Raw genomic sequence first — 22,917 nt, forward strand, 5'->3', positions numbered from 1 at the left:
GATGCATCCGCGCACCGCTATTCGCAATTCCGTCTTGGCCATGCTCGAGGCGGCCGCGCCGCCGGGATGGACCGTCAAGAAGGGCAGGGGGCGCGAGATCGCCATCGACGATTGCCCGTGCGTGATCATGGCAATTCCGAGCGAGCCGACCTCGCGCGGGGCCCAGCGCAAGGTGCGCGAGCCGCTGCTGACCGTCGCTGCCTACATTGCCGTCGCCGATGACGGCGATACGGCTTGTGACGATGCGGCCGAATGGATCGAGGCGACCCTCGACGCCGACCCGACGCTCGGCGGCACCGCACAGGACGCCACCCATGCGCGCACTGATATCACCCCCTACACCGGCGGCGAGACGCCCGTGTGGGAAATGACGCTGACCTACAACCTGCGGGTTTCCTGATCCCGCCTTTGCGAAGGAGCAACTAGCCATGGCAACCGTTCTCGGCCGCCTTCTCATCATCCAGCGCCCGACCGGCCAGCCCGCGCCGGACGACTGGGAGAATGTGTGCGGCATCAACACGACGAACTTCCGCATCCTCAATGACATCATCGAATCGAAGACATCGCAGTGCGCCGACCGCTCGCTGCCGCCCATCCGCAAGCGCAAATATGGCGGCAAGGATGTGCAATTCACCGGCTCAGGTATCTTCGAGGATGATACGGCCGGAAAGCTCCTCGCTGACGCCGCCGTCAATCAGACCGTGCTCACCGGTTATCGTGTCTTCGTTCCGGGCTACGGCGATTTCACAGGCGATTGGGTGCTGCCCAACTTCGATTTCTCCGGCGACCTGGACAACGACATGAACTTTTCGACGGAAGTCCAGGCGGCCGGCGATATCACCTATACGGCACTGTGATGACGGCCGCGAACCCATGGCGCGGGGAGCGCCTATTGAAGCTCCCAGGCGGGAAGCCGGTGAAGGTCGAAGCCACGCTCGACCAGATCGCCCGGCTCATGTCGGAGACTGGCACAGAGACGCTGGAAGCGTTGCAGGATGCACTCTTCGCCCGCAAGCCGGAAACCCTGAAGGCCGCACTCCTCATCCTCAAGGGCGAGGACCAGGTCAAGGCGATATGGCCGCGCGTTAACGGCATGTCGGGCCTGACGGCCGTCTTTGCCGCCGTCTCCGGTGCAGTGTCCGGCCTCACGCCGGAGGAGGAAGACGAGGCAAAAAAAGCCGAGGCCGATCGCGAAAGAGGCAGGGAGGCGCTGGCGTTGGGCCTGCTGGCGAGCGCGATCGGCCGATCGAGCGTCTCCCCTTCGGACAGTGGATGAGCTTCGCCGGCGGCGTGCTGCACTGGACGGAAGATGAGTTCTGGTCGACCGGCTTCGCATATTTCCGCGCGGCCTGGGAAGGCTGGGCAATCTCCAGTGGCGCGAAGAAGGTGAAAACAAAGCCGCCGTCGCGGGACGAATATGAGGCGGCCAAGGCCGCGCTCGCCGAGCGCGACCGAAAGCGTGCGATGAAGGGGTAATCGATGGCAGACGATCTCCGATACCGCATTGGTGGCGACACCGGTGGTATCGATGCCGCATGGGCCAAGATCAAGCGCGATGCCAGGACGACCGCCAACAGCATCGGCGCTTCCCTGGGTCGCGTGCGCACCGAAGCGACGTCGCTGCTGGCGCCGTTACGGTCAGTGCAGGGCGCGCTCGGCGCTCTAGGGGTGGGTGTCGGGCTGTCGCAGGTCAGGCAGATGATCACCGACATCGCCGATATCGGCGATGTGGCTGACAAAGTCGGTCTCACCACGGACGCGTTGCAGGAACTGCGCTTCAAGGGAGAGCAGACCGGTGTAACGATCGGCACCGTCGATATGGCCATGCAGCGTTTCGCACGGCGCATCGCTGAGGTGGCGGCCGGGGCGAACAACGATCTTGCAGCGATCCTGAAAGCCAACAACGTCCAGCTGCGCGACCAGGAAGGTAACCTGCGGAGGCAGGAGGACGTTCTCGCCGACTACGCCGACCTGATCAAGAACGCCCGCAATGAGCAGGACAAGCTGCGCCTGGCTTTCGTCGCCTTCGATTCCGAAGGTGCTGCGCTTGTGAACACGCTCAAAGACGGCGCGGACGGCCTGGAGAAGAACCGCGAGCAGGCCCAAAAGCTGGGCGTCGTGCTGGACAGGGACATCATCGCCAGGGCGGACGAACTGGACAAGAAGTGGTCCGCCACATGGACCCAATTCGAGACCCTCGGAAAAAGGGCGTTGGTCTCCCTTGCGGAAGGCGCGCGCGGCTTCACCGCCGAAATGAATGCCGCAGCCGGCGCAATGCAGGATCTGATGAACGATCCTTCGTTCCGCAACCTGTCCCGGGCGCTGGTCGGCGACGGCGCGACGAGCTTCCTGATGGGCAAGGACGGCGATGCGCGTATCCGCGATGCATTCGCCGGCACCATTGAGTCCGCCGACGAGAAACTGGTCGCGGCCCTTCGCAAGCGTTACGGCGCAGCCACCGGTGAAGCTGCCGCAGGGACGATCATTCCCGATAAGCCGGGCGCCAAAGGCAACAGTACCCCCGCCGATTTCATGCGCCAGTTTCGCGAGGAACTGGCGCTGTCCAATCGCGAGCGCTCCATAGCGGCCGAGACGCAGCGCATCCTCAACGATGCCTCGTCAGAGGGCGCGACCCTGACGCAGGAGCAGGCCCGCGCGCTGGCCGAAGAGGCGGTGGCCCGCAAGGAGGCCGAGACCGCTTCGAAGTCGTCGACCAAGACGAGCGACAAGGAAGCCGAGGCGCTTGCCCGCGTCATCGATGCGCTGGAGCACGAGCTCTCTCTGCTGGGCAAGACAGAGGTCGAAAAGCGCATTGCCAACGAACTGCGTAATGCCGGCGCCGACGCGGCCTCGCGCGAGGGCGAGCGGATCGCCGATCTGGTCACCCAGATCGAAGCGCAGAAGGCGGCAGAGGAATCTCTGAAGAAGGCGCAGGAAGACCGGCTGGAGTCGATCGACAATCTGTTTCAGATGGGCGGCGACGCGCTCACGGCCATGGTCGACAACTCGTTGAAGGCCGAAGATGCGGTCAAGCGCCTGGCGCTCCAACTGGCGCTTGCGGCAGCGCAGGCGGCGTTGCTCGGCACCGGCCCGCTAGCTGGGTTGCTGGGTGGTGGCGGTGGCGGATCGTCGGCCGCCAAGATCGCGGCTGGTGCCATTGGTCTGTTCAATACCGGCGGATGGACCGGCAATGGCGATCCGCGAAAGATCGCCGGCGCCGTGCATCAGGAAGAATTCGTGGTGAAGGCGGGACCGGCGCGGCAGTTCCGGCCGATGCTTGAGGCGATCAATGCCGGGCGAGACATCGGGCTCTATTCCGCGCAACAGACAATGAGTGATGCGGGCCGTTCTGGCGGTATCAATGGCAGCATCACCCTGCATGTGATCGGCGAGGAAGGACCTATGTTCCGCCCGACGATCCGCGCCGAAAGCGAGGATGTTGCCGTCCAGGTGAGCGGTAAAGCCGTCAGCGACTTCAATCAGGCGCTGCCTGACCGGTTCCAGCAGATCAGCAGAAACCCGAGGATGCGCTGATGGCTCCGGTCTTTCCTCTGGCGACTGATGTTTTTCAGGACATCATCAATGTCGCCGCCGCGCCGCTTCGCCTGCGCGATAACCAGGAGCTGTCGGGTCTGGGCTCCGGGCAGATCATCGGTGCCGACCTAGCCGAGCCCTTGTGGACGACCGATGTTCGGCTATTCCCCGCCTTCAGTGACGATGCTGTCGACATCCAGGCTATGATCGAAAGCCTCGATGGGGTGCTCAAGACCTTCTACCTCTACGATCCGCGCACGTCTCACCCGCGCGCCGACCCTGACGGGTCGATCCTGGGTGCGGCGACCCCGACGATCGCCGGCCTTAACGCCAACAATAGGGCGATGGCGGTGACGGGCCTGCCGGCCGGATACGTGCTGTCACGGGGCGACATGCTGGCGTTCGACTATGCCGACCCGGCACGCCGGGCGCTTCACCGGATTGGCGAGACCGTGATTGCCGATGGCACGGGCCTGACGCCAGAATTCGAAGTGCGCCCGCACTTCCGTCCGGGGGTTGAGACGGGCTTGCCCGTGAATCTCATCAAGCCGGCGGCCAAGATGATCATCGTACCAGGGAGCTATCAGCCTCCCGTCAGCGACGATTACGGCACCACCTCCATCACCTTCACCGCTTTGCAGTCGATCAGGGCAGGCTAACCATGCGAAACCCAAATCCGGCATTTGCCGCTGCGCTTACCGGCGCGCGCGACCGGGGCATCCTGCCGCGCAAGTTCTTCTGGGTGACCGTCCGCGACCGTGTCGACGGCAGCGAGGAGGAAGTAGGTCTCTGGAGCGGCGACGACACCATCACCGTGGATGTGATCAGCGGGCAGACGGGGTTACCGGTCACCCGTACCTATGTCGGAGGCGTCGACCTTCAGGTAGGCAACATCCCGCGCGTCTCCGATATGACGATCCAGACCATCGATGTCTCCGTGTCCGCGATCGACAGCACCGTGCAGCTGATGGTGCGCGGCTACGATGCGCGCCTGGCGCCCGTCGAAATCCACACCGGCGTTCTCGATCCCGATACAAGGCTGCCGGTATCGCCGGCAGAAGTCGAGTTTCTCGGGCAGATCGACGAGGCGCCCATCGAGACGGCCGCCGTCGGCGGCGAGAGCCGCATTCCCTTCGCCGTGCGTTCCGATGGCATCCTGATGCTGACGCGGACCAATCCGAAGAAGCGCAGCTATGAGGCCCAGAAGCGCCGCCAGGGCGATGAATGGGGCCTCTATGCCAATTCCGTTGGCACATGGCGCGTGCCCTGGGGCGAAGAAGCCCAGGGCACCCCGCCGGCTTCCAGTCGGAGCAAGTTTGACGAAAAGTTTTTCAGTGGGATGCGCAAGACATGACGGTGCTGACACGCCTGCCGGACTGGCGCTCCCGCTTCGAGGCGGAGATCGATGCCATAAAGCTCCGTCCGTTTTCGTGGGAAGACCATGAATGCGGCATCGGGCTCATCGGCAACATGGTGCTGGCCATGACGGGCGAGGATGCTGCGGCGCCCTGGCGCGGCCGATACCGGTCCTATCGCGGCGCGGTGCGCGTGATGCGCAATGAGGGCTTCGGCAATATCGCCGATCTGATCGCCTCGATGCTTCCGGAAATCCATCCGGGCCTGGCGCGGATCGGCGATATCGCGGCATTCCCCGACGATACGGCGCTGGGCTTTTCCCTCGGCATCGTCAATGGCGAGCGCGTCTTCGTGCTCACCGAAACCGCCATGGGCACGATGGACCTTCTTCAGGCAACACGGGCCTTCCGGGTAGGATAGATGATCCTTCGCATCCTCATCACAGCGCTGGCGCTCCTGCTGGCGGCGACGGCGCATGCCGATGCGGGCCCCGTCGTTGCCGCCATCGGAGCGATCGCCGCCGGCATCGGCAAAGTCATCGCCGCCGGCGGCTTCCTCGGCGCGCTCGTCAAGGGCGCGCTCACGCTGGCCCTTCAGGTGGGCTACAGCCTGATCCAACGCGCGCTGCAAAAGGATCAGGAGCAACTGCCGACCGGCGTACAGATTGATGTGGAGATCGGAGACGATGCGCCTGTCGGCACGGTCGTTGGCAGCTTCGCCACCGCGGGCACGCGCAAATATGCCGGCTCGTGGGGCCGCGACGGAAAGACGCCAAATGCGTATCTGACCGACGTCATCGAGATCGGGAACCTGCCTGCGCCTGGCCAGCCCGGCATCTGGGTCAATGGCGAGCTTTGCACCATCCTTTGGGGCGAGCCGCCAACCGAGCAGGGCTATCCCGTCGAGGAATTCCGCCAGAACGGCAAGGACCATCTGTGGGTTTGGTACAAGGACGGCACCCAGACCGTAGCCGACCCCTACCTGCGCGCGAAATTCGGCAACCATCCGGACCGCCCATGGAAGGAAACGATGATCGGGCGCGGCTGCCCGCATGTCATCGTCACGGCGCTGGTCAACCGCGACATTTTCCGCGGCCAGATGGAGTGGCTGATCGAGCCACCCTTGCTGCATTTCTACGACCTGCGCAAGGATTCGACCAATGGCGGCTCCGGCGCCCATCGTTGGCACGATCAGAGCACGTGGGAGCCGACGAACAACAACGCCGTCGTCGCCTACAATATCATTCGCGGCATCTATTACGACAATGGCGCCGGCTATCGCGAGTGGTTCTATGGCGGCCAAGACCTGGCGGCCTTCCGCCTGCCTGCGTCAAGCTGGATGGCTGCGGCCAATGAGTGCGATGCGCAGATCCCGCTCGAAGGCGGCGGACAGGAAAACCAGTTTCGATGCGGCTATGAGATCCGTGGAGACATGGAGCCGCTGGCGGTCGCACAGGAGCTGCTCAAAGGGGCTTCCGCACGCCTGGCCGAGGTGGGCGGCATCTTCAAGGTTCTCGTGGGCGCGCCGGGCGCGGCGGTCTACTCCTTCTCCGATGCCGATACCGTCATCACAAAGGGTCAGAGCCTCAGGCCCTTCCCTTCGCTGGGCGAGACGTACAACGGGATAGAGGCGACCTATCCCGAACCGGCCGAGATGTGGCGCACAAAGGATGCGCCGGCGCGCTTTTCGTCCGTGCTGGAGGCCGAGGACGGCAACCGGCGTCTTGCCACGGGGGTGAATTTCGCGGCATCGCCCTTCGCGATCCAGGTGCAGCGCCTGATGAAGGCGATGATCGAGGAGGAGCGGCGGTTCCGGATCCACTCTTTCTTCCTGCCGCCCGAGGCGTGGCTGCTGGAGCCCAACGATGTCGTGTCGTGGACATCGGCCAGCAACGGCTACACGAACAAGAAGTTCCTCGTCGTGCGCATCGAGGGCGAGCCGGGCATGAACCAGCTCGTGCTGTTGAAGGAGATCAATCCATCCGACTACGGCTGGAACCCGGCGACGGACCAGCAGCCCACCTCGACCGGCTTTCTGGGCCCGATCCACACGCCGGCGCAGCTGGCGACCGGATTTCAGGTGGCGCCGGCAACCTTCTTCGATGCCGCCGGCAAGGCGCGGCGTCCATCGATAGAGGCCTTCTTCGCCGGCGATCTGGACGATGTTCAGTTCGTGCGCGTGGTGGTGCGCCTGGCCGAAACGCAAGCCATCGTCTATTCGACGGATGAGCCATACGGGGAGCCGGGGCCGGACGATCAGATTCGTTCAATCATTCTAAACGGCGTGTTCCTTCCGGACACGCTATATGAGGTGACTGGGCAGTACATTCCCTACTCCGGTCGCATCACGTTACCTTCGGCGTGGCTCCCCGTCACCACGCCTGACGTGCGGCTTGGCGCGGATGACATCTCGGTCTATCTGGCCAGCCTACAGCAGGAGGTTCGAGACTACCTCAAGGACAGGTGGGCCGAGGCTGACGAAATCTTCGAGCGTATGGAGACGCTGGCGGCCAATGTCGGGTCTGCGAATGTGGACGACATCGTCGACCGCAAGCGTCACGAGAAGGCGATTGGACGCAACGCGGCTTCGATCACGCGGGAGAGCGTGCTTCGTGTGGACGGCGATGAGGCTCTGGCGCAAGAGATACTGACCGTCCAGGCGAACGTGGATGACAATGCCGCGTCCATTGTTCAGGAGCAACAGGCCAGAGTAACGGCCGACGACGCCCTCGCTTCAGACATCACGGCAGTTCAGGCCATAGCCGACGCAGGAACGGCGCAGGGGTTGATGCGGTGGCTTGCCGGTGCCGGGCCGACCGGAGTGACTACGCGGTTCACCATCCAAGGTAAGGCGACGGCGGGCGACACCTATCGCACTGGCGGGGCATATCTGGATGTTACGCCAACGGAGGCATTCTGGACGTTCGAGGCTGACAAGGTCTTCTTTGCGAATCCCGCTAATGCAAACCAGAAGGTCGGCATTATCGTATTCGAAGACGGTGTCGCCACTCTGAACGGTATCAAGGCAGAGTGGGCCGACATCGTTAATGTTATCATAGGCTGGGCTGATATAGGGACGGCAGTGGTCAACAACTTCGTGGCCACAAGTGCGAACATTGGCGACCTCTCCGTCGACACGATCAAGCTGGCCGGCTCCGCCATCAACGTCAGCAACTCGTTTTATGATGGCGCGCCGCTTCATACCGACATCAGCTTCGTGACCATGGCGAGCGTGACGCTGAATGTTCCTGATGACGCCCTGGTGGTGAGGATGCTGTTCAGCGCAGTGACGAGCAATCTAAACCACATTCCCCGGATCAATTATTACGTCGACGGATTGCTGCTGACGGCGACAGAGGTCCGGTATTCCCCGTTCTACTCTGAGGCTGTGTGGCTTTCGCCTTCCGGTGGCAACCATACATTCGAGGTCAAGATGCTGGCCTCGGGTGCCGCGCCTGGACAAGGTTTCGATGTGTCCCAGAGGCGATTGCACGTCTACGCCCAGCGCCGCTGAACCGTCGCGCCGCGTCTTCTATTGAGGTAAATCATCCATGACCATCTACGCAACCGGCACGGTTTCAGTGACGGCGGGCTCCGCCATTGTCACCGGCGACGGCACCGCATGGGATCTGTTTCTGATCACGGGAGGGCTGTTCTCGTCGCAGGGCATCTCGATCCCCATCCTCCAGGTGAACTCCGACACCGAGCTGGTGCTGGGATACAACTGGCCCGGCACGACGGACACCGGCCGGATCTATGCGATCGACCGCCAGTCCGCAGCGGCCGCGAGCGCCATTGAGGCGAACGACAGACTGGCGCAGATCGTCAAGCGCCTGGAGGCGCTGAGCTATGTCGACTTCGACGCGGTCGGCTCCCTCGCCGAGCGGGTCACTTACGACGGCGAGCCGCTGGGCTTCAAGTTCCTGCAGATTGACGTCGATCCCTTCGAGCTCTGGGTCAAGGCGTCCAACACCTCCGGAGACTGGGCGGGCCCGAACGCTTACGGGCAGGGGCCGACAGGCGACACTGGACCGAAGGGCGATGCCGCTACTGTCACTGTCGGCTCCACCACGACGCTTGCTCCTGGCCAGCCAGCCAATGTCACGAACTCCGGAACGAATGCCGCTGCCGTTCTGGAGTTCGAGATTCCGCAGGGCGCGAAAGGCGATGCTGGCTGGGCGGCTGAGACAGAGCTTGTCGCGGACGGGGCCGCGCGCACCGTGGTGCGGATCGCCGACTTCATCGGCGGCGAAGGGACCAAGCCGCCAGGCATAGGGATGTACATCGGGCCGGGCGGCTATGTCCTCACGGCCGCCGAGGCGATCAACGTTAAGGGCGCCGAGGGGCCGCAGGGTCCGGTCGGCGTCGGCTGGAAGGGAGCATGGGATCCTGGCGCCACCTACGCTGTCGGCGACCTCGTCACCGATCCCGACGCACTGGACGACACTGCCGTCTGGATCGCCATAGCACCCAGCACGAATGCGAAACCAAGGGACAGCGCTACCGAATGGTCGCTGTTTCCGGGCTCCTTCAACATTCCCCGCGACTACGGCCTCATCACCGAAGCCGCCACAGAAACTCGAGATTACGGGACAATCGCATGAGCACCCAGATCCAGCGCCGCCGAGGCACGACAGCGCAGCACGCGACCTTCACCGGCGCGCTCGGCGAGATCACCATCGATACCGACAAGAATGTTCCCGTTGTTCACGACGGCGTGACGGCGGGCGGTCATCCTCTCGCACCGGAGGCGCTGGTGGCGGGCGGCACGCTAGGGCAGATCCTTGCTGTTGGTGAGGGTGGCTCACGCGAGTGGGTCGACAACGCCGGATACACGGCTGAACCGATGATCCCGTCCATTTCGTTCGGAGGTGCCTCGGATGGCATCACCTATGATGTTGGGGGGCAAACTGGCGGTGCTGTGCGAATCGGCGACATGGTGGTTGGAGGATTTCGCGTTAAGCTCACAAACAAGGGAACTTCGGTGGGAGATGCGGCCCTGGAGGGACTTCCGTTCCCAATTCACACGGACTTCATGGGAGTTGGAGGGGTACTGAGCATAGGCTTCTACTCGGGTATGGCTCTTCCAGGGACTGGCATCTCCGGGTTCTTCAGTAGCGGTACGGGCGTGTATCTTCGCAGCTTTGGCGCCGGTCAGGCAGCCACTCTGAACGATACCCACTTCACAAACACGTCCACCATCATCGGCGGATATTCCTACATGACGGTGCCCGCATGAACCTGGCAGAGACAGTATATGCCGGCTTCAGACCGATGATGAGCAACATTCAGAGTCCTCTGAACATCGATCTGCTTCCGGTCATTCCAGTCGACACGTACATGATCTACAGCGCGCCGGATATCGCGCTTCGTTTCAACATGAACCAGTTCATCACGTTCTTCGACAACCAGTTCATCGCGATCTGGACGCAGGGGACCAACGAGGGTAACTCTGGAAACCACATCGTATGCTCCACGAGCCCAGACGGCATCACGTGGGCTCCAGTTCAGGACGTCACGCCTGTCGCTGAGACAGGATGGACCGAGGGCTCGGCCGGTCTCTGGGAGCGCGAGGGAGAGCTCTGGGCGCTCTACCGTCACGCAGAGGTTGGTACGAGGCCGGAGGGCCCCACCTACTACGGACCAAGTCTCGCTCTCCGGGGGAACCGCTGGAATGGCTCGGGCTGGGACCAGTATCAGGTCATATGTGACAACTGCCATCTGGACCTGCAGCCGATAAAGCTGCGGACAGGTAAGTGGTACGCAACGGGTCGAGACAAGCACTTCAGGACGCAGATGATCCTCGGGGACATCGGAGACTGGACACGCATCATTGTGCCGTCGCCGGAGGGAGTTCTTCTCAACGAGGCAACCATCCTGCCGATCGGCGACGGCAGCATCCTCAGCTATGAGTATCGCAATGAGATGGACATGAATCCTCGTGTGCTGCTTCGATCGTTCTCGACCAACGATGGTGGCACTATCAGTCCACCTCTGCCTACCAACTTTCGGGATGCGGCAGGTCGGCGGGCGGTGATGAGGCTGTCGGACGGCCGGTACATCCTGTCCTCAAACGCCAGCGTTCCCTGGGGTCGCCGCAAGCTCATGCTCTCTGTTTCAGACGACGGGCTCACGTACAACAGAATGTACATCCTACGCGGCGAGGAGACGCACCCGAAGTGGGGGTGGGAGCCACCCGACCCGCCTCTCCACCGCGAGGGTTATCAGTATCCGCAGTTCCTGGAGAGGGACGGCTATCTCTGGGTGATCTACTCCCGCAACAAGGAGGACATCGAGATCAGCCGTGTGGAGCTATCAGCATTTGAATAGGGTCAGGAAGGGGATTTCGCCACTCTGGATCGATCCCTGCCTGCCTGAGCGCGGAGGTACGGAAACGCCGACTTGAAGACCTCTGGCAGCCGTCGCTCAAGAAGCGGCGACGTCAGGCCTGCAATCAAAACACAAGTGCCGACCGTCACGGCAAACGCCGCGGCTCCTATCGCTAGACTGGTGGGTGGGGCCAGAACCTGCCTGATCAACTCGATGACAATCAAGTGTTCGATATAGAGCGTGTAGGAGATGTCCCCGAGCCACCTCATCCATCGCGGTACAGCCAGTTCAACTGTTTTGCTCGCGATCGCGAGTGCGGCAATGAGCAAGACAAAGCCAAAACCGATCGCGAGAGAGAGATAGAGGTAGAAGAACCAGGCGTTTGCGACGGCAAGACAGATCGCAATTACAGCGAGCGCGTAGGCCGTCATCCTGCTGGGCATCCGTAAAGGCGAAAAGAAGATGATGCCGGCAATCATTCCGCCGACGAATTCCCAAATGATCGGGTTCGTTGCCAGGAGCATATAGTCGAAGGGATAGGAAACCTCGCCAAAATTGGCTCGCGGGTTCCAAAGGGACGGTGCCTGAAAGAGCAAAGGTATCAATATAAGCGTGGTGATGAACCAAGCTGCCATGACTGTCCATCGATGGCGCCCGGCCAGCAATGCCAGCCCAAACACGAGGTAGAAGTAAACCTCGTAATTCAACGTCCATCCGACGCTCAGAGCCTGGCCGCTGAAAATTCCTTCTGAATTCACCGGAACAAAGGCTATGGACAAAAGGAATTGCCGAAGCATCTGACCGTCAAGCCAGAATGCGAAACCGCCGGCAATCATCATCGCTATCAGACTCACGGCGAAATAGGCCGGCCAGATGCGCAGGAACCTATTGCGCGCAAAGGCTGCCGCAGATTGTGGACCGTTCTGCCCGTAGGTCGTGTAGACCATAATGAAGCCGCTGATCACGAAGAACAGGTCGACACCACTCGCGAACGGCAAGAATATGTCGTTGGCCTCTATCGACATAGGCGAGCCGATAAAGATCCGGCGTGTGTGAGTTAATACAACTGCAAGAGCGGCTATGCCGCGCAGAGCCTGCAGCCAATCGAGTCGCGGTCGAGGATCGGTCGATAGGATTGTCAAAGGTTCCCCCAGCCCTTCGACAGTAGCAGCAAGCTACTTCTGAGTGCAATCACACCGAAATCTGAAAGGACATCCCCATGTTCGATGAAGCGACCGTTCGCGCGGTCGAGCGCATTGCTGTGCGCCTGAATGTAGAGCCGGCCGTGCTGCTGGCCGTGGTTGAGGTCGAGAGCGCCGGTAAGGTTTTCGCCGAGGTCGGCGGCCGGCATGAGCCATTGATCCGCTTTGAGGGTCACTACTTCGATCGCCGGCTGACGGGCCGGAAGCGTGACCAGGCGCGGGCGGCAGGGCTGGCGCACCCGAAGGCCGGTGCGGTGAAAAACCCGAGGAGCCAGGCCGTTCGCTGGGAGTTGCTCAAACGTGCCGCCAGGATCGATGCGCAGGCGGCGTTCGAAAGTGCATCCTATGGCGTCGGCCAGGTGATGGGTGCCCATTGGCAGAAGCTCGGCTACGGCAACGTTTCCGGCCTGGTGGCGGAGGCTCGCAGCTCGGCGCTCGGGCAGATCGAACTGATGGTGAAATACATCGTCAAGTTCGGCCTGGTCGACGAGCTGCAGCGCAAGGATTTCAGTGCCTTCGCTCGCGGCTACAACGGTCCGGCTTTCGCGCGCTACGGCTATCAAACGAAGATGGCGGCGGCTTATCGACGGATCTCCGGCAATGTTCCCGTCTCGGCCGCGACCGGCATGCTGCGCATGGGCTCGAAGGGCGCGCGGGTGCGCGAGCTGCAGGCGCTGCTTGTCCGCGCCGGTCATTCGGTGAAGGTGGACGGCGACTATGGCACCGCCACCAGGGACGCCGTGCGGGCCTTTCAGAAGGCGAACGGCCTCGATGTGGACGGTGTGGCCGGGCCGGAGACCATGCGAGCGCTGAGCACCTATCGCTTGGCGCCGGAGGAGCGGCCGGGGCAGGAGCGGGTGACCGATGTGACGGAGGTCAAGGATGCGGCCAAGGGGCTCGGGCCCCTTGCCATCGTCATGGCCGTGCGCGATCAGGTGGCCGACCTTGGCTACAATCTGTTCGGGCTTGAATTCGAGACGGCGCAGATGGTCGCCAACGGCCTGCTTACGGTCTCAGGCGTGATCGGCACCGGGCTCGCCGTCTACGGCCTCTATGGCTGGTGGAAGAGCCGCCAGACGGATGAGGGCGACATCGCGGCGGGGAGGGCCGCCTGATGGCCGGCGGCAACGATACGGCCTTCTGGAGCGCGCTCATAGTTCGCATTGGTATCGGCCTCGCCTGGCGCATCGCGCTTCGCTTCTGGCCGGTGACGCTGCTTGGTCTCGGCGCCATCGCGTGGCTGATCAGGGGGTGCTGGTGATGCTTGCCTTCATCGCCAATGCGCTTGGCATCAACCGGGCTTTCGTCTGGATCGGCGCGGTCATGCTCGCGGCCGGCGTGATCTGGGGCGTCTATGAGTTCATCAAACACCAGGGCGCCGACGAGGTGCGCAGCGAAATCGAAAGGCAGAACAATGAAGCAGGTCTCAAAGGTGGGGAGGCTCGCCTGTCTCGCCGTGATTGTGTCGATGCTGGCGGGGTGTGGGATTTCCGCGCCGGCAAGTGCGCCGGGCCTGCGGCTGGCGATCGGTAACAGCCTGCCGGGGGCGAAGGGCCTCGGGCTCTCCGACCAGGACCGCATCGACGACACCGTCGCCGGCGGCTGCGCCACCGGCGTCTACACCTCGCTCGAATGCGAGCGGCACACGAAGGCAAGCGCGGAGCGGCGCGCGGAACTTAGAGCGCGATAGGGGCACGGTGAATGTCAGGCAGCACAGAAGCACAGGTCGCGCGGCTCGACGAGCGCTTTAACTCGCTGGAGAAGATGCTTTCGAGCTTCACCACCGAAATCCGGCTGGAGCTGAAATCGGCGCGGGACAGCCGCAAGGCTTTTCACGAATCTCACGAGGCAACAGCCAAGGACATTCTGCTGATCAGCCATCGCCTCGAGACGCTGGAAAAGGAAGTGACGGCCATCCGGCCGACCAGCGACGAATATCTCAAGATGCGCGAGCAGGTGCGCGGCGCCGGCACGCTGGGCCGGTGGGTGTGGAGGATCGGCATCGGCGTGATCACGGTCGCCGGCTGGATCGTCGGCGCCTACACCTATCTGACCGGCCGGCCGCCGCCTTGAATGCGATGGTGTGACCCACGGGAGGATCTGGAGCGGCCACTCCAGATCGGCGGGAATAGCTGTACACCAAACCCGCCCAGCATGCCGACAGAACAGATGCCGCACCCGTGGCCCTCGCGGGCCGGGTGAAGATGCGGCGATGATTCTGAAGGAATCCTTATGCAGGAGAATTTTTGCTTTCAGTCGGTGGAGCCGGTGTCGCCACCGGCCAGTTACCTTGGAGGAAAGAAACAACTTGCCGGCCGTATTTCATCGTTGTTGGAACAAATTCCGCATTCGGTCTATGCCGAACCATTCGTTGGCATGGGCGGTGTCTTTTTCCGCCGGCGTTTGGCGCCACGATCAGAAGTCGTCAATGACCGATCAGGGGATGTGGCGACGCTGTTTCGCATCCTTCAACGCCACTATCCGCAGTTTATGGAGACACTAAAGTTTCAGATTACGTCTCGCCGGGAATTCGAACGGCTCGCTGCCTGCGATCCGACGACGCTCACGGATCTGGAGCGTGCGGCGAGATTTCTCTATCTCCAGCGACTGGCATTCGGGGGGAAGGTGAGGGGGCGGTCGTTCGGCGTCGACGTAACAGGCGGCGGAAGGTTCAACCTGACACGTCTGAGTTCCATCCTCGATGCGGTGCATGAACGGTTGGCCGGCGTAGTGATCGAGAATCTCGACTGGCTGGACTTCATTGTTCGATACGACCGCCCGGAGACGTTGTTCTACCTCGACCCACCATATTTCGGGAATGAGTGCGACTACGGAAAGGACGCGTTCAAACGTGAAGACTTCTTGTCGATTGCGGCGCACCTCGCCTCCATATCGGGCCGATTTGTTTTGTCGCTTAACGATCGACCAGAGGTGAGGGAAATATTTGGCGCATTCAAAATTGTCTCGGTTCCGGTCACCTATACGGTGTCCGGCGGCAAAGGCAGCGACGTAAGGGAGGTAATCGTCATGGACAGGAAAGAGCCAGTGGTTGCAAACATGCCTGATTGAATCGAGCCGATTCCACATTGAACATTGGATAGCTGCCCCGCTGGCCCTTCATGGCTGGCGGGGTTTTTTGTCGTTCTAGTTTTCTTCGCCGATCCCGTTGCTCAACAGCTGCAGAAAGGCACCGTGTGCGGACTGTTGCAGTGCATTGGTTGGGATCGTGATGAGGAAATCCTCAATGGTCATGCCATCAACAGGATCGGGCACGCAGCCTGGCGGCGCGAAGGCGATGTAGAGATGCAGCTCGTCGAGGTCGAATGCGACCTTCCACGCGCCGGTAGCGTCTTCCGCAAGAGTTCTCATCTTGATTGGCATCGGCAACATCCTCCTTTTTCATGGACGATGTTGGCGCGAGGTTTCAATGAGTGCCATCACCAGATTCCGGTATTGACGACACAATGCTCTGCCCCGCTGGCCTTTACGGCTGGCGGGGCTTTTTACGTTTTGGGCCTACTGCTGATGCGGTGGGGCTTCGTGGTGGGTGAACACCATCTTGATGCCAACATCCACCTGCGACCGCAAGTGATCGGACAGTGCAAGCGCCGCGTCCTCATCGGGCACGTGCCGCAGGATGACTTCCATAGTGAGTTCCACAATGGCCGCTACCTGGCCGATATCGGATAGCATCTCGATCTGGCGGCCGGCCTTGTCCACTACCTTCCTGATCTTCGGTAGCTCTGGCCGTAGCTCTTCGTAGATCGCTGCGTCCTGTTCGGGCGTTAGTCGCGGTTTATGGCTCATAGCAAGCTCCCCTGAGCCTCTTCCGGCATCTCCGGCTTGTCGACGATGACGAGCTGATCGTCGGGGATGGGGCGTTGCAGCTCCTTTGCCTCATCCCATGGTGCGGTTAGCCATGTTTCCACTTCCTCCTGGGTGGCCAGGATCACCGGCATCGCCCCGTGGATCGGCGCGACGATGCCGTTAGGCTCACAGGTGAGGAAGGCATACAGGTCCGCCGTGATCCACCCTTCTTTGATCTTGCGCACGCCCGACCATTCCGGCAGCCACAGACCGGCGAAGAAGGCGAGCGGCCGATCCTCGCCCAGGGCGAACCAGGCATTGGGAACCGGGCCGCCATTCGCGCTTGCATGATCGGGCTCGGCGAAGCTGGTGAACGGGACGACGCAACGGTTTTCCACGCCCAACCATCGCTTCCAATGCCTGCTGTCCGTCTTGCGGACATTGGTCGTGCCGCGATCTGGCTCCATCTTGAGCAGGTCGTCGAAATCGACTTCCTTGCCCTTCGCCCGGAGCTTGTCGGCCCGCTTCTTCGCTGCGTTGAATATGGCCTGCTTGGAAGATGGCAGGCCCCAACGGGCGCGGACAAGCTCGCGCTCGCCGTCCAACGCATTTCGGAGGATTGGCGCCGGCTGATCGGGATAGACCTGTATCGACGGCTCCAGATTGCCCGCCAGGTCGCGCAGGGCGCGCGTGAAAGCAATGATCTCTCTCTGGGCCGAGGTGAGGTTATAGAGATTGCACATGGCGGCAGATTAACGCGGAGCCGGCATCTCGGCTAGTAGATGCCGCGCTGGCGATTCTCCAGAAACTGCGGATTGACCTTGATGCTGACCTGCCGGCCGCCGCATTTCGTACACCGCAGTTTCGGCTCGAGACCATCAGCCCCGCAGCTGTGATAGGGGCCGAGCTTCCAGGCAAGATCCATCAGATCCAGGTCGTTCGAATGCTGGCACTTGGAATTGCAACAATGCGCGGTCAGCGAAAAGTGGCTGACTATCAGCTCGTCCAATGTGGTGTAGGAGACAGACCGGGCCATCTACTTCCTGCCGATCCCGGCCCGCACATAGCCGAAACTGACCGCGGCCTCCAGCGCCTGCACCCGTCCTTCCAGATATTCATTGGCGCCCAGCAGCGCCTTGACCGCCTCGCGCGCATCGCCGCCGCAGGCCTGGATGATCTCGTCGGCCGCCACCTGATTGGGATCGTCGGCGCACTGGCTCATGTCGTGGGCGGTGGCAAGGGGATGGTCAGCGCGGATCGTCATTGGAAGCCTCCGTTAGGAAGCTTATCCTATGCAAAATCCGGCGAACGAGTCCAGCGTTTGTTCTATTTATGTTCTGGTTTCACAGACGGCGTTATTGAGGCGTGTGGGGCATAAGGTGCGTGGGCCACGGTCCCTAGATGCCGTCCTGAAGGTCGCGCGCTTTCGCCCGCCAGACGCGGCGCTCGTCCTCGTCGGCCGTGGACCAGTCCTTGCCGGTCTCGACTTCGAATATGAGTTGGGCGGATGCGTCTATACTGTCGGCCATTCGTCTTCCCCCGCAAAGTTGGCGACAATATCAGGGCGCGCAAAGATTGGTAGAGGCTGTAAAGTGACACGCTTTTTTGCCCTGGGCTCATCATAACGCATTGAAAATAAAGGGTCGGATGCTGGCGCTAGCAGTTATTTTACTCTTTTTGCCGTAGAGGCCTGCCAGATTGCGGTGACGTAGGTCGAGAAGCGGACACGAAAATGAGAAAGCTGACGTTCACGACCGGTCGATTGTCAGCAATAGACACACACTTTAGTGTTCATTTTACGTCCAATAAATCCGCCTGGAATCAACGAGCTTTCAAGATCGATGGAGAAAATGTGTGGCTCACAGGTACGAAATATACAGAGATAAAGCAGGCGAATTCCGTGTGAGGTTCAAATACAATTCTGAGGTCATGTGGGCTTCTGAAGGATATTCAAGCAAGGTCTCAGCTCAAAATCTAATCGATAGTCTCAAGAGTAATGTTCCGAGCGCGCCTGTCGAGGATTTGACTAGGCCCTGTTGACAAAAGTTGGCCCCAGCATACACGACTATTCACCCCAGCCTGAGATTACGGCATCGGCCTCAAGCTCGACAAGCCATTCAGGGTTCACAAATCGATCTATGGCCATGATTGTATCCACCGGCCGAACATCCCTGAAGTATTCCCTCCGGACATCGATGGCGGCTTTCCAGTTGTCGATGTCCGTGAGTATCACTCGTGTTCGTACGACATCATGAAGGCCGGAGCCGGCTTGTTCGAGGGCGGCCTTGATAATCTCAATACATTGACGGGTTTGGGCCGCAACATCATCCACGCCTATGGTCTTGCCGTCTGGTCCGACTGGTGCGGTTCCGCCGATTGAGATGAACGGGCCAACCCTGACCGCACGGCTAAATCCGACAATCGCCTCCATTGGATTTCCATTTGAAATCAGCTCTCTGTCAAACTTCATGACCTGCTCTCCCGACGAGTTCGGGGTCGATAGTAATTCAACGATGACAAATCAGTCATCGTCTGATTCAAGAATGCTTTTTGCGGGAGGCATTCTTGGCGCGTGGGGATCTGACAGACGAGGAATGGGCCATCATCGAACCGCTTCTACCGCCTGAACGGGGGCGTTGGGCGCGGCCAGCCCAGGACAACCGGCGTTATCTCAACGGTATGCTGCATGTGCTGCGGGTGGGCTGCCCATGGCGGGACATGCACGAGCGCTATGGCAGGTGGAACTCGGTCTATGTCCGATTCCGCAGATGGGCCGAGCAAGACGTTTGGGATGCGCTTCTGGAAACGCTTGTCGAACTGGGTTTGACCGACGATTGGCAACACATTGTCGACAGCACATCCGTCCGGGGCCATAGCCAGGCAGCCGGCGCAAAAGGGGGACTCATAAGGAGGGTTTTGGTCGAAGCCGCGGCGGCTTCACGAGCAAAATCCACGCGCGCGCAGACGGCCAGGGACGCCCTCTCGGCTTTGTCGTGACCGGCGGCGAAGCCTCCGACTACAACGCCTTCGAGCCCTTGCTAAATATGCCAGTTGGCCGACCGCGCCTGATGCTCGCCGACAGGGGCTATGACGGCGACGCCATCCGCGAAGCGTTGCTTCTTCAGGGTATCCTGCCGGTCATTCCGCCCAGGTCCAATCGGAGGGCTCCCACCAACTGCGATTATCGCGCCTACAAGGACAGAAACCGGATCGAGCGCATGTTCAACCGCATCAAGCAGTTCCGGCGCATCGCAACCCGTTACGACAAGACCGCTAAATCTTTCCTCGGCTTCCTATGCCTAGCCGCCGTGAGGATCTGGCTCCCGTCTTTTGTCAACAGGGCCTAGCGAGATAGAAGATCTCAAGCGCAGGCTTGAAAATGCTCCTGTTCCGGCGGCTGATCGTATCGTCAGTCTGGACCACAATTCCGCAGCGTTCAAAGAATTTAAAGCCGCCCTCCAAGAACTGGAAGAAAGCGTTCGAACTTCCAACGATTTGGGTGACATGTCTTCCGAAGAGGTGGAGATTGCCAGGTCTGAAATTTTGCAGATCGCCTCAGAAAAAGAGCTACAATGGATGCGGCCTGCTCATATTTGGCAAGTTGCCAAAAGCACGCTCCTATGGATTTCCGAACAAGCAGCAGGTGCAGTCATCGGAGCACTCGCTCTTGCTGCCCTGGCAGCACTGGCGGGCCTACTTGGTATAGTTATTTAATGCACGTTGAACGGCGAACTCGGGGTCGAACTTTGCCGCTCCTGAAAGACGCAATAGCGCTCGCCCGCTCGCCCTGCGCATGAATGATTGGTCACCGGCTATATAGGTCGACAAGGCTGCCTTAAGGGCAACGCTATGCCCAAAAAGGCAAATTATCGTGGCATCCGACAGAGGCGACGGCGCTCACTACGGTGCTTTCTGTCTTTCAATCAGGCCGGGCAACATTTCCAAGAAGTATTGCTGCGCCTGTCGCTGCAAATCATCTGCTGGCGGCCCAATGATCAAGCATTCGGGGCGCAGCAGCCACGCAGCTGCATGGGCTACCGATGACGGTGCAAACCCAAGATAGATGCTGGGATCGTCGTCAGCGGAAACCACCACCCATGCGCCGGTTTCATCTTCAGCAAGTTTCCGAATCTCAACTACCAAGGCCGCGTCTCCTTTGTGGTTCCAGAGGGAGAGTGGCTAGATCCGCGGTTGAGGCCCATGGGTAGATCTATCCATTGACAGCGGTCGCGCACGCAAGCGGCCATTTTCTCCTTTGATATCAATTGGTGCGGTCAGGAGCGGTTGCATCTCCACCGTACCTGGCTTCCACTACAACTCCCGGGAAACCGTCCAGCTTCGTTCTGCTTTCCAAACTGCGACTGTTCGTGCTTAACTGGTGCTCTCGCAACGAGAGGGGGAAACAATGGCGCGTCGCAAAATGGGGGACATTCCCGAGAAAGAGAGTCCTGCGCCGGGTGGCCAGACTGAAGCCAAAGTCGATCAGAACGAAGTATCGCTTCTTGATGTGCCCGAGTTCTTCGGCGACAAAGTTGCACTGATTACCGATAGCACAAGCTTCACGGTATTTCTCTCTCGACAGGTGCCCGTTCTTGTTAGAAGCCAAAATGCTGGCACATCAAGGCCAGCTGTGACGCTACATATGAGTCCGCAAACCGCGAAGGACCTAGCACTTCTTCTGATCGATCAAATAGACCAGCATGAGAGGGAGTGGGGCCAGATCGAAACCGCCTTCACGAGACGCAGAACTCAGGCGGAGGCTCCAAAAAAAGCTCGACGCAAAACGGAAACAAACTGATTGGCACGCGTTAAACCAGAAGCGGCCGACACAGGGAAGGTTCCGGATACTGAGATTGATCCGGAGCCGTCGCTGGTGGTTACGTTTGCATCCACAGACGTAAACCAAAGTGAGCGGTACGCACTTGTCCAGACAAGGGCTCGTGACGATGTGTCGGAGGTCAGAATGTATGAGGAGACGATCGACCACGTGAAGGCAGAGCACTCCGCCCAGTTCCCAGTGGAATTGCCGTCAATGATCAACGCGGTAAGTGGCACCCTCAAGGAGCCAACCCGGACGAGTGATAGCTACAACAATTCCGTTGAATATATCAATGACAACACGATCAATCGCAAGGGTCATCCGTTAAGGGTTTACGTGCAGAAGATCTCCGGAACAACGTCAGGTTACATGACAACTTTTTTCTTTGGTACTGTGCAGGACGATGACGATGAGTAGCAATATCGATCGCAACCGGGCACCCGATACTGTCTCTTTCAACGTTTCGTATGACCGGAGAACCGATGTGCTCTATATAAGCACGCGGCCACAGGACGGCACCGACGCTCGCATTGATCGGAGCGGCATCGTTTGGCGATACGATGATGCGGGGCAGTTGGTTGGGGTCACCGTCATGCACTTCTTCGATCGGTGGGGAGCAGACACGGAAACCCTTGCAGGGAAGCTGTCGAAGCGCTTTCATCTTCCGCCACAGCAAGCCAATAAGGTTGTCGATCACGCCCTGTTTCTGCATCAAAGGCATTGATCAATTTCCACGCCCACTAAGCGTCTGTGGCTCTTGTGCTGGGCCGCGAGATCCGCCACCGGATCTCTCCTTCCCAGAACTGAATCTATTAATAGTAGTATCCTCCGAAAGGTGTGGCAGCACGTCGCGTAAGTGATTGATTGACGGTAACGAGTTTTTTTGCCACACCGCAGCGCAACCGATTGAACTGGAACGATGAGCGGCTTCCGGGCGAGGCCTCCAAGTTTCCGGGTAGTATCTCGCGGCCCGCTTCTCCGGCGGGCCGACGCGCGAGGACCAGAGATAGCGCGCCAGGCGCGCAAGAAACGGGAACGAGGGTGATGAGCGCCGATTTCTCCCAGCAGCGCGCCAAGATGGTTGAAGGCCAGTTGCGCACACAGGACGTCACGCATGTTCCTCTGCTGGAGGCGATGCGGGAGATCCCCCGTGAAGCGTTTGTGCCGGGCCGTCGCAAGGCCCTTGCCTATATCGACGAAGATCTGGAGATCTCTCCCGCCGGCGAAGGTGCCCCGGCGCGGTTCCTCATGGAGCCGGCGCCTTTTGCCAAGCTGGTGCAACTCGCCGGCGTCAAGCCCTCCGACCTGGTGCTCGATGTGGGATGCGCCACCGGCTATTCGTCGGCCGTGCTTTCGAAGGTGGCAAGTTTCGTCGTGGCCCTGGAGTGCGATCCGCAATTGGCTGAATCGGCAAGCGCCAGGCTGGCCGATCTCGATTGCGTCAATGTGACGGTGGTAACCGGACCGCTCGAGAAAGGGCATCCCGACGAAGCGCCTTACGACCTCATTTTCATCGGCGGGGCGGTTGACCTCGTTCCCGATGAACTGATTTCCCAATTGGGCGAGGGCGGGAGGCTGGTCGCCGTTGTCGGCCATGGCAATTCGGCGCGTGCCGAGCTTTTCGTGAAGGAGGACGGTGTCGTTTCCTCGCGCCGAGCCTTCAATACAGCCGTCCGCCCGCTGCCCGGGTTTTCCCGGGAGGCGGGTTTTGTTTTTTGAGTGTCATGCTGTTGCTCTCGGGCAACGGTTTTGATCGCGTCAATGTTGTAACGTCGTCTCTGACTCGGAGAGCGCCGGGCGCTTTGTGTGGGCAATGCTGCTGAGTTCGGGACTGTATCTTGCGGCCCTGCGGTCGTGAAACTTGGAAATG

Annotated in this window: 32 protein-coding genes and 1 pseudogene; 24 read left to right on the top strand and 9 right to left on the bottom strand. The window is 60.6% G+C overall.

All coding sequences use genetic code 11. The features are described from left to right. Window position 1 precedes the first annotated feature (1 nt). From N1058_RS17885 to N1058_RS17940, 12 genes are read left to right on the top strand one after another with little or no spacing between them, the layout of a single operon-like run. Window positions 2-400 carry a hypothetical protein gene (locus N1058_RS17885; protein WP_265518967.1) on the top strand — a complete coding sequence of 133 codons (399 nt, stop codon included), beginning with the start codon at window positions 2-4 and terminating at the stop codon, window positions 398-400. Window positions 401-428: 28 nt separating this feature from the next. Beyond that, window positions 429-857 carry a phage tail tube protein gene (locus N1058_RS17890; protein ID WP_265518968.1) on the top strand — a complete coding sequence of 143 codons (429 nt, stop codon included), beginning with the start codon at window positions 429-431 and terminating at the stop codon, window positions 855-857. A gap of 35 nt (window positions 858-892) precedes the next feature. Beyond that, entirely contained in the window at window positions 893-1,276 is a 384-nt protein-coding gene (locus N1058_RS17895) for a hypothetical protein (protein WP_265518969.1), read from the top strand. Next, window positions 1,273-1,476, top strand: coding sequence for a hypothetical protein (locus N1058_RS17900; RefSeq protein WP_265518970.1), 204 nt, complete (start codon window positions 1,273-1,275; stop codon window positions 1,474-1,476). The genes N1058_RS17895 and N1058_RS17900 overlap by 4 nt, the downstream gene beginning before the upstream one ends. 3 nt (window positions 1,477-1,479) lie before the next feature. Further along, a complete protein-coding gene (locus N1058_RS17905; protein ID WP_265518971.1) occupies window positions 1,480-3,534 on the top strand; it encodes a tail tape measure protein in 2,055 nt (684 codons plus the stop codon). Beyond that, a complete protein-coding gene (locus N1058_RS17910) occupies window positions 3,534-4,193 on the top strand; it encodes a hypothetical protein (RefSeq protein ID WP_265518972.1) in 660 nt (219 codons plus the stop codon). The genes N1058_RS17905 and N1058_RS17910 overlap by 1 nt, the downstream gene beginning before the upstream one ends. A 2-nt stretch (window positions 4,194-4,195) precedes the next feature. Further along, window positions 4,196-4,888, top strand: a complete 693-nt coding sequence (locus N1058_RS17915; RefSeq protein ID WP_265518973.1) for a hypothetical protein — start codon at window positions 4,196-4,198, stop codon at window positions 4,886-4,888. Next, window positions 4,885-5,310, top strand: a complete 426-nt coding sequence (locus N1058_RS17920; RefSeq protein ID WP_265518974.1) for a DUF6950 family protein — start codon at window positions 4,885-4,887, stop codon at window positions 5,308-5,310. The genes N1058_RS17915 and N1058_RS17920 overlap by 4 nt, the downstream gene beginning before the upstream one ends. Then, window positions 5,311-8,403 carry a phage tail protein gene (locus N1058_RS17925; RefSeq protein WP_265518975.1) on the top strand — a complete coding sequence of 1,031 codons (3,093 nt, stop codon included), beginning with the start codon at window positions 5,311-5,313 and terminating at the stop codon, window positions 8,401-8,403. It begins immediately after the preceding gene. A gap of 37 nt (window positions 8,404-8,440) precedes the next feature. After that, complete coding sequence (locus tag N1058_RS17930; RefSeq protein ID WP_265518976.1) at window positions 8,441-9,493, top strand: hypothetical protein; 1,053 nt, start codon at window positions 8,441-8,443, stop codon at window positions 9,491-9,493. Continuing rightward, a complete protein-coding gene (locus N1058_RS17935; protein ID WP_265518977.1) occupies window positions 9,490-10,128 on the top strand; it encodes a hyaluronate lyase N-terminal domain-containing protein in 639 nt (212 codons plus the stop codon). The genes N1058_RS17930 and N1058_RS17935 overlap by 4 nt, the downstream gene beginning before the upstream one ends. Then, window positions 10,125-11,219: a sialidase family protein gene (locus tag N1058_RS17940; RefSeq protein ID WP_265518978.1), complete on the top strand. Its 1,095-nt coding sequence runs from the start codon at window positions 10,125-10,127 to the stop codon at window positions 11,217-11,219. Before N1058_RS17935 ends, N1058_RS17940 begins: the two co-directional genes overlap by 4 nt. Window positions 11,220-11,221: 2 nt before the next feature. Here the strand turns inward: N1058_RS17940 and N1058_RS17945 are convergent, their stop codons facing one another. Next, entirely contained in the window at window positions 11,222-12,361 is a 1,140-nt protein-coding gene (locus tag N1058_RS17945) for an acyltransferase family protein (protein ID WP_265518979.1), read from the bottom strand. 77 nt (window positions 12,362-12,438) lie between these two features. On the opposite strand from N1058_RS17945, the gene N1058_RS17950 reads away from it, so the two are divergent. The 5 genes from N1058_RS17950 to N1058_RS17970 all read left to right on the top strand — a co-directional run bounded on the left by N1058_RS17950 (window position 12,439) and on the right by N1058_RS17970 (window position 15,490). After that, entirely contained in the window at window positions 12,439-13,536 is a 1,098-nt protein-coding gene (locus N1058_RS17950) for an N-acetylmuramidase domain-containing protein (protein ID WP_265518980.1), read from the top strand. Beyond that, window positions 13,536-13,682 (top strand): hypothetical protein, encoded by a 147-nt coding sequence (locus N1058_RS17955; RefSeq protein ID WP_265518981.1) that lies wholly within the window; start codon window positions 13,536-13,538, stop codon window positions 13,680-13,682. Before N1058_RS17950 ends, N1058_RS17955 begins: the two co-directional genes overlap by 1 nt. Continuing rightward, window positions 13,658-13,954 (top strand): hypothetical protein, encoded by a 297-nt coding sequence (locus N1058_RS17960; protein WP_265518982.1) that lies wholly within the window; start codon window positions 13,658-13,660, stop codon window positions 13,952-13,954. Before N1058_RS17955 ends, N1058_RS17960 begins: the two co-directional genes overlap by 25 nt. A 168-nt stretch (window positions 13,955-14,122) precedes the next feature. Further along, complete coding sequence (locus N1058_RS17965; RefSeq protein WP_265518983.1) at window positions 14,123-14,494, top strand: hypothetical protein; 372 nt, start codon at window positions 14,123-14,125, stop codon at window positions 14,492-14,494. Between the two features lie 159 nt (window positions 14,495-14,653). Continuing rightward, window positions 14,654-15,490, top strand: coding sequence for a DNA adenine methylase (locus N1058_RS17970; RefSeq protein WP_265518984.1), 837 nt, complete (start codon window positions 14,654-14,656; stop codon window positions 15,488-15,490). A 75-nt stretch (window positions 15,491-15,565) separates the two neighbouring features. On the opposite strand, the gene N1058_RS17975 is transcribed toward N1058_RS17970, so the two are convergent. The 6 genes from N1058_RS17975 to N1058_RS18000 all read right to left on the bottom strand — a co-directional run bounded on the left by N1058_RS17975 (window position 15,566) and on the right by N1058_RS18000 (window position 17,757). Further along, window positions 15,566-15,802: a hypothetical protein gene (locus N1058_RS17975; protein WP_265518985.1), complete on the bottom strand. Its 237-nt coding sequence runs from the start codon at window positions 15,800-15,802 to the stop codon at window positions 15,566-15,568. A 135-nt stretch (window positions 15,803-15,937) separates the two neighbouring features. Further along, complete coding sequence (locus N1058_RS17980; protein ID WP_265518986.1) at window positions 15,938-16,228, bottom strand: hypothetical protein; 291 nt, start codon at window positions 16,226-16,228, stop codon at window positions 15,938-15,940. Next, window positions 16,225-16,971 (bottom strand): SOS response-associated peptidase, encoded by a 747-nt coding sequence (locus tag N1058_RS17985; RefSeq protein ID WP_265518987.1) that lies wholly within the window; start codon window positions 16,969-16,971, stop codon window positions 16,225-16,227. The genes N1058_RS17980 and N1058_RS17985 overlap by 4 nt, the downstream gene beginning before the upstream one ends. Window positions 16,972-17,003: 32 nt before the next feature. Continuing rightward, a complete protein-coding gene (locus N1058_RS17990; protein WP_265518988.1) occupies window positions 17,004-17,264 on the bottom strand; it encodes a hypothetical protein in 261 nt (86 codons plus the stop codon). Beyond that, complete coding sequence (locus tag N1058_RS17995; RefSeq protein ID WP_265518989.1) at window positions 17,265-17,492, bottom strand: hypothetical protein; 228 nt, start codon at window positions 17,490-17,492, stop codon at window positions 17,265-17,267. 133 nt (window positions 17,493-17,625) lie between these two features. Then, entirely contained in the window at window positions 17,626-17,757 is a 132-nt protein-coding gene (locus tag N1058_RS18000; protein ID WP_265518990.1) for a hypothetical protein, read from the bottom strand. A gap of 325 nt (window positions 17,758-18,082) precedes the next feature. On the opposite strand from N1058_RS18000, the gene N1058_RS18005 reads away from it, so the two are divergent. Next, complete coding sequence (locus tag N1058_RS18005; RefSeq protein ID WP_265518991.1) at window positions 18,083-18,268, top strand: YegP family protein; 186 nt, start codon at window positions 18,083-18,085, stop codon at window positions 18,266-18,268. 25 nt (window positions 18,269-18,293) lie between these two features. Here the strand turns inward: N1058_RS18005 and N1058_RS18010 are convergent, their stop codons facing one another. Then, the gene (locus tag N1058_RS18010; protein WP_265518992.1) at window positions 18,294-18,698 is read right to left on the bottom strand and encodes a RidA family protein; all 405 of its coding nucleotides are present in this window, start codon (window positions 18,696-18,698) and stop codon (window positions 18,294-18,296) included. A 95-nt stretch (window positions 18,699-18,793) separates the two neighbouring features. Here N1058_RS18010 and N1058_RS18015 point away from each other — a divergent pair. Together N1058_RS18015 and N1058_RS18020 are read left to right on the top strand one after the other, a co-directional pair. Beyond that, a pseudogene (locus N1058_RS18015) lies at window positions 18,794-19,575 on the top strand (IS5 family transposase). Continuing rightward, complete coding sequence (locus N1058_RS18020) at window positions 19,559-19,942, top strand: hypothetical protein (protein WP_265518993.1); 384 nt, start codon at window positions 19,559-19,561, stop codon at window positions 19,940-19,942. The pseudogene N1058_RS18015 and the gene N1058_RS18020 overlap by 17 nt, the downstream one beginning before the upstream one ends. A gap of 186 nt (window positions 19,943-20,128) precedes the next feature. Here N1058_RS18020 and N1058_RS18025 read toward each other — a convergent pair whose 3' ends face one another. Next, entirely contained in the window at window positions 20,129-20,371 is a 243-nt protein-coding gene (locus N1058_RS18025) for a hypothetical protein (RefSeq protein ID WP_265518994.1), read from the bottom strand. A gap of 262 nt (window positions 20,372-20,633) precedes the next feature. On the opposite strand from N1058_RS18025, the gene N1058_RS18030 reads away from it, so the two are divergent. The 4 genes from N1058_RS18030 to N1058_RS18045 all read left to right on the top strand — a co-directional run bounded on the left by N1058_RS18030 (window position 20,634) and on the right by N1058_RS18045 (window position 22,766). Beyond that, window positions 20,634-21,026, top strand: coding sequence for a hypothetical protein (locus tag N1058_RS18030; RefSeq protein WP_265518995.1), 393 nt, complete (start codon window positions 20,634-20,636; stop codon window positions 21,024-21,026). Further along, window positions 21,027-21,464 carry a hypothetical protein gene (locus tag N1058_RS18035; RefSeq protein WP_265518996.1) on the top strand — a complete coding sequence of 146 codons (438 nt, stop codon included), beginning with the start codon at window positions 21,027-21,029 and terminating at the stop codon, window positions 21,462-21,464. Continuing rightward, on the top strand, window positions 21,457-21,771 hold the full coding sequence (locus tag N1058_RS18040) for a DUF2283 domain-containing protein (RefSeq protein ID WP_265518997.1): 315 nt from the start codon (window positions 21,457-21,459) through the stop codon (window positions 21,769-21,771). Before N1058_RS18035 ends, N1058_RS18040 begins: the two co-directional genes overlap by 8 nt. A gap of 320 nt (window positions 21,772-22,091) precedes the next feature. Continuing rightward, window positions 22,092-22,766 (top strand): protein-L-isoaspartate O-methyltransferase family protein, encoded by a 675-nt coding sequence (locus N1058_RS18045; RefSeq protein WP_265518998.1) that lies wholly within the window; start codon window positions 22,092-22,094, stop codon window positions 22,764-22,766. Window positions 22,767-22,917 lie beyond the last annotated feature (151 nt).

Source organism: Nitratireductor luteus (assembly GCF_026162365.1).
GTDB lineage: Bacteria > Pseudomonadota > Alphaproteobacteria > Rhizobiales > Rhizobiaceae > Chelativorans > Chelativorans luteus.